Source organism: Azospirillum aestuarii, from assembly GCF_016632405.1.
Taxonomy (GTDB): Bacteria; Pseudomonadota; Alphaproteobacteria; order Azospirillales; family Azospirillaceae; genus Azospirillum; species Azospirillum aestuarii.
Genome location: NZ_JAEPIV010000002.1, coordinates 738,066 through 750,523, shown reverse-complemented (window position 1 = coordinate 750,523; position 12,458 = coordinate 738,066). Strand labels below are relative to the sequence as shown.

The following is a 12,458-nucleotide window of genomic DNA, read 5'->3' as shown; positions in this document are numbered from 1 at the left end:
ATGCCCGCACCGCCGCCTATGGCCATTTCGGCCGCGAGGCGGAGGCCGACGGCGGCTTCTCCTGGGAGAAGACCGACCTCGTCAACGACCTGCGCGCCGCCTTCTTCTAAGAGCGGCTTCTTCCAAGACCGGACCCGTCCGTCCGGGACGCAGGGGCCACGCGGCCCCTGCGTTCGTTTCGGGACCCTGCTGTCACGATGACCGACTCCTTCCTGGACTCGTCCAAAAGGCTCTACGGACGGCGCAAGGGGCGTCCGCTCCGCAAGCGCAAGACCGAACTGCTCGATGGGCTTTTGCCGTCGCTGGAAATCCCGGTGCCTCAGCCGGGCGACCGGATCGACCCCCATGCCCTGTTCGCCAACCCCATGCGCGACGTCTGGCTGGAGGTCGGCTTCGGCAGTGGCCACCACATGGCCTGGCAGGCGGCGAACAACCGCGACGTCGGCGTGATCGGAGCCGAGCCCTTCATCAACGGGGTGGCCGGCCTGCTCAAGCTGGTGGACGACGAGGGCGTGCAGGACAACGTCCGCATCCTGCCGGACGACGCCCGCCCGCTGCTCGACGCCCTGCCGGACGCCTCCATCGGGCGCGCCTTCGTGCTGTTCGCCGATCCCTGGCCGAAGAAACGCCATTGGGAGCGCCGCTTCATCGGCCCGGACAACCTGCCGCGTCTCGCGCGCGTGCTGAAGGACGGGGCGGAACTGCGGCTGGCCAGCGACGACATGGGGCTGGTGCGTTGGATGCTGGAGCACACCGTCCGGCACCCAGACTTCGAATGGACGGCCCGCGGCCCGTCCGACTGGCGTCACCGCATCGCGGACTGGCCGCCCACCCGCTATGAGGAGAAGGCCATCGAGGCCGGGCGAAAGCCGGTCTTCATGCGCTTCGTCCGCAAGGCGCGGGGGTAGACACCACCGGCTCTCCGTAATGCTCCACCACCGGGAACGGGTCGTAGAAGCGGTGGAGCAGGGCCTTCCAGCGGGCGTAGCGCTCGGACCCCCGGAAGCCTTCGGTGTGATCCTCCAACCGGTCCCAGCGGACGAGCAGCAGGTAGCGGTCCGGCGCCTCGAGGCAGGGCCGCACCTCCAGCCCGAGGAAGCCCGGAGTCGCGGCGATCAGGGGCTGCGCCTCGGCCATCGCCTGTTCGAAGGCCGGGCCCTGGCCGGGTTTGACCGCAAGGAGAGCCGTTTCGAGGATCACGGTGAGCGGCCTCCTCAGGCTGTTTTCCGTGCGGCGCGAAGGCCGCCGAAGCCTTGACCTTACCCCGCGCGGACCCGCTCACCAAGCGCCTGGCATAGGACCTTGCGGAAAAGCGCTTGCGGCTTGCTCCGGAATGTCTATATTCACCGCATGAACCCATACGGATCGGCGGCTCGGGAAACCGGGCCGGCGGGACGCTTTGCGGGTGGGCCTTGGCCCACTTATTTTTTTATCAGCGTATCGAATCCCCGTGTTGGTCCCAGGGCGCTGTGCCAGGGGAGACCGCGGGGGCGGGTCAGGTGGAATGGAAGCAACCGGTCGTATCGAGCAGATCATCACGCCGTCGGTCGAGGCCATGGGCTACGAACTCGTGCGTGTGCAGTTGACCGGTGGGCAGCGCATGGTTCTGCAGGTCATGGCGGAACGCGCCGACGGCGCGCCCATGACGGTCGAAGACTGCGCCGACATCAGCCGCGCGATCTCCGCGGTGCTCGACGTTGAAGATCCGATCAAGAGCGCCTACACGCTGGAGGTCAGTTCGCCGGGCATCGACCGGCCGCTGACCCGTCTGAAGGATTTCGAGCGTTTCGCCGGTTTCGAGGCCAAGCTGGAGACCCGGCTCGCCGTCGATGGCCGCAAGCGCTTCAAGGGCATGCTGAAGGGCGTCGAAGACGGCCTCGTGTGCATCGAATCGGAACAGGGAGCCGCCCGGCTGGAGTTCGACAACATCCTGCGCGCCAAGCTGGTCTTGACGGATGAATTGATCCGCGCCAGCCAGGGCCAGGGTTGACGGCCGCTCCGGGCTTCACTCGAAGAACAAACGCCAGTCCAGGAAGTGTGACGGATGGAACTGCTGCAAGTCGCTGACGCGGTTGCCCGCGAAAAGAACATCGACCGGGACGAGGTCCTGGAGGCGATGGAGCAGGCGATTCAGAAGGCCGGGCGCTCCAAGTACGGCCACGAGCACGACATCCGCGCCCGCATCGACCGCAAGACGGGCGACATCCACCTGACCCGCCACCTGGAGGTGGTCGAGGCGGTGGAGAACGAGGCGACCCAGGTGACCCTCGCCTACGCCCAGCGCCGCAAGCCCGGCGCCCAGCTCGGCGACTTCCTGGTCGATCCGCTGCCCCCCATCGACTTCGGCCGCATCGCCGCCCAGACGGCCAAGCAGGTCATCGTCCAGAAGGTCCGCGACGCGGAGCGCAAGCGCCAGTTCAACGAATACAAGGACCGCACCGGCGAGATCGTCAACGGTCTGGTCAAGCGCGTCGAATACGGCAACGTCACCGTCGATCTGGGCCGCGCCGAGGCGATCCTGCGCCGCGACGAGCTGCTGCCGCGCGAGCACTTCAAGAACGGCGACCGCGTGCGCGCCTATATCTTCGACGTGCGCGAGGAAGCGCGCGGCCCGCAGATCTTCCTGTCGCGCACCCATCCGATGTTCATGGCGAAGCTGTTCGCCCAGGAAGTGCCGGAGATCTACGACGGCATCATCGAGATCAAGGCGGTCGCCCGCGACCCGGGCAGCCGCGCCAAGATCGCGGTGCTCAGCAACGACAGCTCCATCGACCCGGTCGGCGCCTGCGTCGGCATGCGCGGCAGCCGCGTCCAGGCGGTCGTCGGCGAGCTGCAGGGCGAGAAGATCGACATCATCCAGTGGAACCAGGAGCCGGCGACGTTCATCGTCAACGCCCTGGCCCCGGCCGAGGTCGCCAAGGTCGTGATGGACGAGGACAACAGCCGCATCGAGGTGGTGGTGCCCGACGACCAGCTGTCGCTGGCCATCGGCCGCCGCGGCCAGAACGTGCGCCTCGCCACCCAGCTCACCGGCTGGGACATCGACATCCTGACCGAGCAGGAGGAGTCGGAGCGCCGGTCGGACGAGTTCCGCACCCGTTCGCAGCTCTTCATGGACGCGCTGGACGTGGACGACGTGATCGCCCATCTCCTGGTCGCCGAGGGCTTCACCTCCGTGGAGGAGATCGCCTACGTCGAGACCGAGGAGCTGGCCGAAATCGAAGGCTTCGACGAGGATGTGGCGGAAGAGCTGAAGCAGCGCGCCCTCAACTTCCTCGAGGAGCAGGACGTCCGCATGACCGAGAGGCGCCAGACGCTCGGCGTCGAGGACGCGGTGGCGGACGTCACCGGCTTCAGCCCGACCCTGCTGGTGAAGCTGGGGGAGAACGGCGTGAAGACGATGGACGACCTCGCCGACCTCGCCGCGGACGAGCTGCGCGACATTCTCGGCAAGGAGGCCCCGACGGAAGACGAGGCCAACGAGATCATCATGGCCGCCCGTGCCCACTGGTTCGACGGCGAGGAAGGCGCGCCCACCGCGGCGCAACCCTCCACCGACGACCAGGCGGCGCAGAGCTGAGCCGGGACTTAGGACGCACAAACGGTACGGATGGTTGGACTGAGCGACAGGAACGAACAGACTCCGGCGGACGGTGAACCGGACGACCTCGCGGTCGAAGGGGATGCGCTGTTGCCGGCGGACCTGGAAAAGGGTCCGCTGCGCCGCTGCATCGCCACCGGCACCGTGCAGCCGAAAGACGGCATGATCCGTTTCGTGGTATCACCCGATGGCGAGATCGTGCCCGATCTGGAGGAACGGCTTCCGGGCCGCGGCCTCTGGCTGTCGGGGGACAAGGCGGCCTTTACGAAGGCCATCGGCAAGAACATGTTCGCCAAGGCGGCGCGGCGCGCGGTGCGCGTCCCCCCCGATCTGGCGGAGCGGCTGGAGAAGCTGCTGGAGCGGCGGTGCCTGGATGCCTTCGGGCTGGCGCGCCGGGCCGGGCAGGCTCTGGCCGGATACGAAAAGGTGCGCGAGGCGCTGAAGACCAATCAGGTCGGACGCGCCGGACCGCCCTATCTGCTGGTCGAGGCCAGCGACGGTTCGCCCGACCAGCGGGGCAAGATCACAGCGCTGGCGCCGGATATGCCGGTTGTGGACCTGTTCAACGCCGCGGCGATGGCCGCGGCACTGGGACGGGAAAACGCCGTGCATGCGGTGGTGGCGCGCGGGAAGCTGGCCAAGGGATTGGCACGCGACTCCGCGCGTCTCAAGGGTATCAAAGGCTTTGTCGCCGGCTCTCCGCCGGCCGGCCACGTAAGCAACGTCTGACCATTCGGGAACCGATGACCGACAGCAACGACCAGGACCAAAAGAAAGTCTTGCACCTCTCCGGCTCCGGCAAAGGGAAGCTGGAGCTGAAGAAGCCGGTCGAGACCCAGGTCCGGCAGAGCTTCTCCCATGGCCGGTCGAAGCCCGTGACCGTGGAGGTCAAGCGTAAGCGGGCCGTGGAGAAGGGTGCTCTGCCGGGCGTGGCCGACGGCGGCGCCGCCGCGCGTCAGGCCGCCCAGGGCATCCCCGTCCGGGGTGGGCCGGGCCAGCGCCAGCGCGGCGGTGGCGGCGGCGCCGTCCGTCAACTGACCAACCAGGAACGCGAGGCGCGCATCCGCGCCCTCCAGGGGGCGGCCGAAGACAACCGCCGCCGCGCCGAGGAGGAGGCCGAGGCCGCCGTCCTGGCCGCGGAGGCCGCCGCCCGCGCCGCCGAGGAGGCGGCGTCCCAGCCGGCCCAGGTGGTCGAGGCGGAGCCGGAGATTCTCGACGCCGAGACTCTGCGCCAGCGCGAGCTGGCCGAGATGCGCGGCATCGAGGAGGCGGAGCGCGCCAAGGCCCAGGAGGCCGAACGCCGCCGCCAGGAAGAGGAAGCCAAGCGCAAGGAGGCCGACGAGGCCAAGCGCAAGGACACCGAACAGGCCCGTCCGCAGGGCGCTGGTGCCCGTCCCGCCGCCGGTGGCGCCGGTGCGCGCACCGCGGCCACCACGGAGGCTCCGGCCGCCCGTGGTCCGGGCGCTCCGGCCGCTCCCCGCTTCGGCGAGGAAGAGGACGACCGCCGCGGCAAGCCGGGCAACAAGAAGGCCCCGGCGCCGGCTCCGGTCCGCAAGGCCGCTCCGGGCGCCGACCGCCGCAAGGGCTCCAAGATGACCGTCTCGCAGGCGCTGAGCGACGATGGTGAGCGCACCCGTTCGCTGGCCGCCGTCCGGCGTGCCCGCGAGCGCGAGCGGCTCCGTCAGATGAGCCGTCAGGAGACGCAGAAAGTGACCCGCGACGTCGTGCTGCCCGAGGTCATCACCGTTCAGGAGCTGGCGAACCGCATGGCGGAACGCGGCGCGGACGTGATCAAGCAGCTCATGCGCATGGGCGTGATGGCCACCATCAACCAGACCATCGACGCCGACACGGCGGAACTGGTCATCGCCGAGTTCGGCCACCGCGTGCGCCGCGTGTCGGAGGCGGACGTCGAGGTCGGCCTGCGCCTCAACGACGACATCGAGACGGCGCTGATGCCGCGTCCCCCGGTCGTCACGATCATGGGCCACGTCGACCACGGCAAGACCTCGCTGCTCGACGCCCTGCGTCAGACGGACGTGGTCAGCCGCGAGGCCGGCGGCATCACCCAGCACATCGGCGCCTATCAGGTGCAGTTGGAGTCGGGTGCGAAGATCACCTTCATCGACACGCCGGGCCACGCCGCCTTCACCGAGATGCGCGCCCGCGGCGCCAACGTCACGGACGTGGTGGTGCTGGTCGTCGCCGCGAACGACGGCGTCATGCCGCAGACGATCGAGGCGATCCATCACGCCAAGGCCGCGAAGGTTCCGATCATCGTTGCCATCAACAAGATCGATCTGCCCGACGCCAAGCCGGAGCGTGTCCGCCAGGAACTGCTCCAGCACGAGCTGGTCGTGGAGGAGCTGGGCGGCGACATCCAGACCGTGGAAGTGTCGGCCAAGGCCAAGCGCAACCTGGACAAGCTGGAGGAGGCCATCCTCCTGCAGGCGGAAATCCTCGAGCTGAAGGCCAACCCCGGCCGCACCGCCGAAGGCGTCGTGGTCGAGGCCAAGCTGGAGCGCGGCCGCGGTTCGGTCGCAACCGTGCTGGTCCAGCGCGGCACGCTGAAGGTCGGCGACGTCTTCGTCACCGGGTCGGAGTGGGGCCGCGTCCGCGCCCTGGTCAACGACCGCGGCCAGAGCGTCGAGCAGGCCGCCCCGGCCAGCCCGGTCGAGGTGCTCGGCCTCAACGGCACGCCGCTCGCCGGCGACGACTTCACCGTCGTCGAGTCGGAAGCCCGTGCCCGCGAGATCGCCGAGTTCCGCCAGCGCAAGAAGCGCGAAGCCGCCAACGCAGCGTCGGCCCGCGGCTCGCTGCAGGACATGTTCAGCCGCATCCAGGCCGGCGAGGCCAAGGAACTGCCGGTCGTCATCAAGGGCGACGTGCAGGGCTCCATCGAAGCGATCTCCAACGCCCTGGAGAAGCTCACGGCGGAGAACACCGAGGTCAAGGTCCGCGTGCTGCACGCGTCGGTGGGTGCGATCAACGAGTCCGACATCACGCTGGCGAACGCCTCCAACGCGATGGTCATCGGCTTCAACGTCCGCGCCAACCCGCAGGCCCGCGACATGGCCAAGCGCGACAGCGTCGAGATCCGCTACTACTCGATCATCTACAACGTGATCGACGACGTTAAGGCGGCCCTCACCGGCATGCTGTCGCCGACCCTGCGCGAGCGTTTCATCGGCTACGCCGAGATCCGCGAGGTGTTCAACATCACCAAGGTCGGCAAGGTCGCCGGCTGCATGGTCACGCAGGGCACCGTCAAGCGCGGCGCCGGTTGCCGCCTGCTGCGCGACAACGTCGTCATCCACGAGGGCACGCTCAAGACGCTCAAGCGCTTCAAGGACGAGGTCAAGGAAGTGCGCGAGGGTTACGAGTGCGGCATGGCCTTCGAGAACTACGACAACATCCTGGCTGGCGACATCATCGAAGCCTTCGAGATCGAGGAGGTGGCGCGCGAGCTGTAAGCCCGCCGCCGCACCCCGGCTCGACTTAGAGACGAACCGGCTTAGAGACGACAAGGGCGCCCATGCGCCCTTGTCGCGTTTTCGCGGAGGGACAAATCCCTCTCGCACCGCATTCGGGATCGACAGCATGAGAAAGAAACACGACCTGGCCGGAAAGCCGCCGTCCCAGCGCCAGCTCCGCATCGGCGAGGAAATCCGCCACGCCCTGGCGGACCTGTTCCGGCGCGGCGACTTCCACGACCCCGAACTGGCGGAACTGAACGTCACGGTGACCGAGGTGCGGATCAGCCCCGACCTGCGCAACGCCACCGCCTTCGTCACGCCGCTGGGCGGCGGCCCGATGGACGAGACGCTGTCGGCCCTGCGCCGCGCCGCCCCCTTCCTGCGCGGCCAGGTCGCCCGCGCCATCAACCTGCGTCACGCCCCGACGCTGAGCTTCGAGGCCGACACCTCCTTCGACTATGCCGGTCGCATCGACGACATTCTGCACAGCCCGGCGGTCGCCCGCGACGTCGGCTATCGCTCGCTCGCCGACCGTGTGAACGGCGACGACGACCATGATGACGAGGACGACGGGTGGGACGAGGAGGACGAGACCGAAACGGACGACCTCGACGACGATGAAGACATCGACGACGAGGATGAGGACGAAGACGACGGGGATGAGGGCAACGGCGGCGAGGGCGAGGGGCGCCGTGGCTCGTAAGCGGAAGGGCGAGCCGATCCACGGCTGGATCGTGCTGGACAAGCCGGCGGGGATGACCTCGACGCAGGCGCTGTCCAAGGTGCGGCGCCACCTGAACGCGGAGAAGGCCGGGCACGGCGGCACGCTGGACCCCATCGCCACGGGCATCCTGCCCATCGCGCTGGGCGAGGCGACCAAGACCGTCTCCTACGCCATGGACGGCGAGAAGACCTACCGCTTCACCGTGGCCTGGGGAACCCGCACCACCACCGACGACCGCGAGGGCTCGGCGGTGGAGACCTCCGCGGTGCGGCCCGACGCCGAGGCGATCCGCGCCGCTCTGCCCGCCTTCCTGGGCTTCGTCGAGCAGATCCCGCCGCAATATTGCGCGCTCAAGATCAACGGCGAGCGCGCCTACGACATCGCCCGCGAGGGGGAGGTGGTGGACATCGCCCCCCGCACCGTCCGCATCGACCGGCTGGAGCTGATCGAAATGCCGGACGCCGACCACGCGGTGCTGGAGGTGGATTGCGGCAAGGGCACCTATGTCCGCTCGATCGCCCGCGACCTCGCCGAACGGTTGGGGACGGTGGGGCACATCCGCGATTTGCGACGCCTGCGCGTCGGGTCTTTCACGCTGGACGGGGCGATTTCCCTGGACGATCTGACCGCGATGGAGCAAGGTGCCGCGGTCGAAAGACTTCTGCTGCCGATCGAGACCGCGCTGGACGACATCCCGGCGCTGGCCCTGACCGACGCGGAAGCGCACCGACTGAAGCACGGCCAGACGGTGGCACTCCTCACCCGGCAGGACCGCGAACGCCTCACGGCGCTGCGCGGCGATGTTGGTGGGGATGGCACCGTTATTGCGCTTTCTGGCGGAAAGCCGGTGGCGCTGGCGCGCGTGGAGGGGGCGGAGATCCGTCCGGTGCGCGTTCTCAACCTATGAACGATGGAGACCCCGATGTCGATCACTCCCGATCGCAAGCAGGAACTCATTAAGGACTATTCCCGCGGCACCAACGACACCGGCTCGCCCGAGGTCCAGGTCGCGATCCTGTCCGAGCGCATCCGGAACCTGACCGAGCACCTGCAGGGCCACAAGAAGGACTTCCACTCCCGCCGTGGTCTTCTGGTGATGGTCGGCCAGCGCCGCCGTCTTCTCGACTATCTCAAGAAGAAGGACAACAGCCGCTACGCCACGCTCATCGAGCGTCTGGGCCTGCGTCGCTGATTTCCAAAAGGCGTCCGTCCTGGTGACCGAACATCCGTCCCGATCAGCGCTCGACCCGCCGCGCCGCATTCCGGTGCACAGGGGAGTGTCGCGCTGGTTGGGGCGTGCGGCTGTTCGCGAAGGTATGTTTTAGTCAAACGGCCGGCCCGGACCTTCCGGGACCGGCCGTTTGATGTTTCAGGCCCTCCGAAGGGGTCTTCACATGCGGGGTCCGACGACCGATGACCCCGGCTTAGGCCAGCAATCCGGCGGGCCTAGGTGTCGGATGGAAGGAAGAATCCATGTTCAAGGTTTTCCGCAAAGAAATCGAATGGGGTGGACGCAAGCTGACGTTCGAGACGGGCAAGATCGCCCGTCAGGCCGACGGCGCGGTGCTGGTCACCTATGGTGAGACCACGGTCCTCTGCACGGTCGTCGGCGCCAAGTCGCCGAAGCCGGGCGTCGATTTCTTTCCGCTGACGGTCAATTACCAGGAAAAGTCCTTCGCAGCCGGCAAGATTCCCGGCGGCTTCTTCAAGCGTGAAGGCCGCCCGACGGAGAAGGAGACGCTGGTCAGCCGCCTGATCGACCGTCCCATCCGTCCGCTGTTCGCCGATGGCTTCCGCAACGAGACGCAGGTCATCTGCACCGTGCTCAGCCACGATCTGGAGAATGATCCGGACATCGTCGCGATGGTCGGCACCTCCGCCGCGCTGACGATCTCCGGCATCCCGTTCCTGGGTCCGATCGGCGCCGCCCGCGTCGGCTACGTCGACGGCCAGTATGTGCTGAACCCGACCATGGACGCCGTTGGCGGTTCCGCGCTCGACCTCGTTGTCGCCGGCACCCAGGACGGCGTGCTGATGGTCGAATCGGAAGCCAAGGAGCTGTCCGAGGAGATCATGCTGGGCGCCGTGATGTTCGGCCACAGCGGCTTCCAGCCGGTCATCGACGCCATCATCGATCTGGCCGAGCAGTGCGCCAAGGAGCCGTGGGACCTGCCGGAGCCGGCCTATGACCGCGCCGCCCTGAAGGCGAAGCTGCGCGCGACCGTCGGCGCCGACGTGGAGGCCGCCTACACCGAGACGGTGAAGCAGGTCCGCTACGAGAAGATCGGCGCCGCCAAGGCGAAGGCGCTGGAGGCTCTGGCCGAGGCCCACGAGACGCAGGCCATCGTGACCGAGTTCAAGGAGTTGGAGGCCGACATCCTGCGCGGCGCCGTTCTGAAGACCGGCCGCCGCATCGACGGGCGCGACACCAAGACGGTCCGCCCGATCGTGTCGGAGGTCGGCGTGCTGCCGCGCGCCCACGGTTCGGCGCTGTTCACCCGCGGCGAGACGCAGGCTCTGGTCGTCACCACGCTGGGCACCAGCCAGGACGAGCAGATCATCGACGCGCTGCAGGGCGAGTACCGGGAGCATTTCATGCTCCACTACAACTTCCCTCCGTACTCGGTGGGCGAGGCCGGCCGCATGGGCTCGCCGGGCCGCCGCGAGATCGGCCACGGCAAGCTGGCGTGGCGCGCCATCCACCCGCTGCTGCCGAAGAAGGAAGACTTCCCCTACACGCTCCGCGTGGTGTCGGAAGTGACCGAGTCCAATGGTTCGTCGTCGATGGCGACGGTCTGCGGCACCTCGCTGTCGCTGATGGACGCCGGCGCTCCGCTGGCGCGCCCGGTGGCCGGCATCGCCATGGGCCTGATCAAGGAAGACGACGGCTTCGCGGTCCTGTCGGACATCCTGGGTGACGAGGATCACCTGGGCGACATGGACTTCAAGGTGGCCGGCACCGACGCTGGCATCACCGCGCTCCAGATGGACATCAAGATCACCTCGATCACCGAGGAGATCATGAAGATCGCCCTGGGCCAAGCCAAGGACGGCCGTCTGCACATCCTGGGCGAGATGGCCCAGGCCCTGACCGGCGCCCGCGACGCGGTGAACGAGAATGCCCCGCGCATCACCGTGATCAACATCCCGAAGGAGAAGATCCGCGACGTGATCGGCTCCGGCGGCAAGGTGATCCGCGAAATCGTCGAGCAGACCGGCGCCAAGATCGACATCGAGGACGACGGCACGGTGAAGGTGGCCGCGGTGGACACCAAGGCCGCCCAGGCCGCCATCGACTGGATCAAGGGCATCGTCGCCGAACCGGAAATGAACGTGGTCTACACGGGCAAGGTCGTGAAGGTCGTCGATTTCGGCGCCTTCGTGAACTTCCTGGGTTCCCGCGACGGCCTCGTCCACATCTCCGAGCTGTCGCCGCAGCGCGTCGGCAAGGTGTCGGACGTGGTGTCGCAGGGCGATTCGGTGAAGGTGAAGGTCATCGGCTTCGACGACCGCGGCAAGGTCAAGCTGTCGATGAAGCAGGTCGATCAGGCCACCGGCGAAGACCTGACCAAGAAGGACGGCCCCGCCGCCTGATAGGGGTCTTTTTTCTCCCTTCCCCGCCCAGCGGGGGAGGGTCGGGGAGGAGCAAGGCGCCGAAAGGCGCCTTTCTCTTTGGCTGAACGCCTACAGCCGCTCCGCACCAAAGGTGTCACAGGCGTTCAACTGGCCCGTTTCCAGACCTTTGCGGAACCACTGCACCCGCTGGGCGGAGCTGCCATGGGTGAAGCTGTCGGGGGTCACGGTGCCGCGCGACTGGCGTTGCAGGCGGTCGTCGCCGATGGCGCTGGCCGCCGTCAGCGCTTCCTCCACGTCGCCGGGCTCGATGATCTGGCGCTCGCGGTTCGCGTGGTTGGCCCACAGACCGGCGAAGCAGTCGGCCTGAAGCTCCAACCGCACCGACAGCCCGTTGGCCTCGCCCTGAGAGCCGGCACGACGCTGGGCCTGCTGCACTTGATCGGAGATGCCCAGCAGGTTCTGGACATGGTGGCCGACCTCGTGGGCGATCACATAGGCTTGGGCGAAGTCGCCCGGTGCGCGGAAACGGTCGCGCAGGTCGCGGTAGAAGCTGAGGTCGATGTACACCTTGCGGTCCTGCGGGCAGTAGAAGGGACCCATCGCCGCCTGGGCGAAGCCGCAGCCCGAATCCACCGTGCCGGAGAACAGCACCAGCGCCGGGTCCTGGTAGGTCCGGCCGACCTGCTGGAACTGGGCGGCCCAAGTGTCCTCCGTGTCGGCAAGGACGACGGAGACGAAGCGTTTCAATTCGTCGTCGGTTCCGTTGCTTGGAACGTCGGATTGCTCGTAACGGGCCTGCTCCTGCGGGACGGTGCCTTGCAACAGGTCCAGCGGATTGATGCCGAGCAGGAGCGACACCACCACGATCACCGCCAGCCCGCCGATGCCGATGCCGCCGCGCCCGATGGGAATGCCGATTCCACCCCTGCGGAAGCCGCCGCTTCCGGGCGCGCCGCGCCGGTCCTCGACATTCTCGCTCTCGCGACCGTCCTGCCACCGCATCGCCCGATCCTCCCCCGACGCATTGCCAGAGGAAAACCGGCGAGGGGGCGTGGCTGTTCCGGCACTCCGCCGGATGCGT

Annotated in this window: 12 protein-coding genes; 10 read left to right on the top strand and 2 right to left on the bottom strand. The window is 68.0% G+C overall.

Annotated features, from left to right (window positions below):
• On the top strand, positions 1-110 hold a 110-nt coding region (locus JJL56_RS33000; protein WP_247890996.1), incomplete at its 5' end, for a hypothetical protein.
• A gap of 87 nt (positions 111-197) precedes the next feature.
• On the top strand, positions 198-908 hold the full coding sequence (trmB, locus tag JJL56_RS08155; protein ID WP_145623112.1) for a tRNA (guanine(46)-N(7))-methyltransferase TrmB: 711 nt from the start codon (positions 198-200) through the stop codon (positions 906-908).
• Here trmB and JJL56_RS08150 read toward each other — a convergent pair.
• Positions 877-1,200, bottom strand: coding sequence for an antibiotic biosynthesis monooxygenase family protein (locus JJL56_RS08150; protein WP_145623111.1), 324 nt, complete (start codon positions 1,198-1,200; stop codon positions 877-879). The genes trmB and JJL56_RS08150 overlap by 32 nt on opposite strands.
• 304 nt (positions 1,201-1,504) lie before the next feature.
• Between JJL56_RS08150 and rimP the strand changes: the two genes are divergently transcribed.
• The 8 genes from rimP (at position 1,505) to pnp (ending at position 11,395) form a co-directional block, all read left to right on the top strand.
• The gene (gene rimP / locus JJL56_RS08145) at positions 1,505-1,990 is read left to right on the top strand and encodes a ribosome maturation factor RimP (protein ID WP_094301442.1); all 486 of its coding nucleotides are present in this window, start codon (positions 1,505-1,507) and stop codon (positions 1,988-1,990) included.
• A gap of 54 nt (positions 1,991-2,044) precedes the next feature.
• Positions 2,045-3,580: a transcription termination factor NusA gene (gene nusA / locus JJL56_RS08140; protein WP_145623110.1), complete on the top strand. Its 1,536-nt coding sequence runs from the start codon at positions 2,045-2,047 to the stop codon at positions 3,578-3,580.
• A 30-nt stretch (positions 3,581-3,610) separates the two neighbouring features.
• A complete protein-coding gene (locus tag JJL56_RS08135) occupies positions 3,611-4,330 on the top strand; it encodes an RNA-binding protein (RefSeq protein WP_145623109.1) in 720 nt (239 codons plus the stop codon).
• Between the two features lie 14 nt (positions 4,331-4,344).
• Positions 4,345-7,074 (top strand): translation initiation factor IF-2, encoded by a 2,730-nt coding sequence (gene infB, locus JJL56_RS08130; protein ID WP_200484866.1) that lies wholly within the window; start codon positions 4,345-4,347, stop codon positions 7,072-7,074.
• 127 nt (positions 7,075-7,201) lie between these two features.
• Positions 7,202-7,780 carry a 30S ribosome-binding factor RbfA gene (gene rbfA, locus JJL56_RS08125; RefSeq protein WP_145623107.1) on the top strand — a complete coding sequence of 193 codons (579 nt, stop codon included), beginning with the start codon at positions 7,202-7,204 and terminating at the stop codon, positions 7,778-7,780.
• Positions 7,770-8,708: a tRNA pseudouridine(55) synthase TruB gene (gene truB, locus JJL56_RS08120; protein ID WP_200484864.1), complete on the top strand. Its 939-nt coding sequence runs from the start codon at positions 7,770-7,772 to the stop codon at positions 8,706-8,708. The genes rbfA and truB overlap by 11 nt, the downstream gene beginning before the upstream one ends.
• A gap of 15 nt (positions 8,709-8,723) precedes the next feature.
• On the top strand, positions 8,724-8,993 hold the full coding sequence (rpsO, locus tag JJL56_RS08115) for a 30S ribosomal protein S15 (RefSeq protein WP_035670129.1): 270 nt from the start codon (positions 8,724-8,726) through the stop codon (positions 8,991-8,993).
• 281 nt (positions 8,994-9,274) lie between these two features.
• Positions 9,275-11,395 carry a polyribonucleotide nucleotidyltransferase gene (gene pnp / locus JJL56_RS08110; RefSeq protein ID WP_145623105.1) on the top strand — a complete coding sequence of 707 codons (2,121 nt, stop codon included), beginning with the start codon at positions 9,275-9,277 and terminating at the stop codon, positions 11,393-11,395.
• A 90-nt stretch (positions 11,396-11,485) separates the two neighbouring features.
• On the opposite strand, the gene ypfJ is transcribed toward pnp, so the two are convergent.
• Positions 11,486-12,379, bottom strand: a complete 894-nt coding sequence (gene ypfJ / locus JJL56_RS08105; RefSeq protein WP_145623104.1) for a KPN_02809 family neutral zinc metallopeptidase — start codon at positions 12,377-12,379, stop codon at positions 11,486-11,488.
• Positions 12,380-12,458 lie beyond the last annotated feature (79 nt).

Coding starts and splice junctions, on each gene's coding strand:
- trmB (WP_145623112.1), top strand. CDS start 198: ATGACCGACTCCTTCCTGGACTCGTCCAAAAGGCTCTACGGACGGCGC.
- rimP (WP_094301442.1), top strand. CDS start 1,505: ATGGAAGCAACCGGTCGTATCGAGCAGATCATCACGCCGTCGGTCGAG.
- nusA (WP_145623110.1), top strand. CDS start 2,045: ATGGAACTGCTGCAAGTCGCTGACGCGGTTGCCCGCGAAAAGAACATC.
- JJL56_RS08135 (WP_145623109.1), top strand. CDS start 3,611: ATGGTTGGACTGAGCGACAGGAACGAACAGACTCCGGCGGACGGTGAA.
- infB (WP_200484866.1), top strand. CDS start 4,345: ATGACCGACAGCAACGACCAGGACCAAAAGAAAGTCTTGCACCTCTCC.
- rbfA (WP_145623107.1), top strand. CDS start 7,202: ATGAGAAAGAAACACGACCTGGCCGGAAAGCCGCCGTCCCAGCGCCAG.
- rpsO (WP_035670129.1), top strand. CDS start 8,724: ATGTCGATCACTCCCGATCGCAAGCAGGAACTCATTAAGGACTATTCC.
- pnp (WP_145623105.1), top strand. CDS start 9,275: ATGTTCAAGGTTTTCCGCAAAGAAATCGAATGGGGTGGACGCAAGCTG.
- ypfJ (WP_145623104.1), bottom strand. CDS start 12,379: ATGCGGTGGCAGGACGGTCGCGAGAGCGAGAATGTCGAGGACCGGCGC.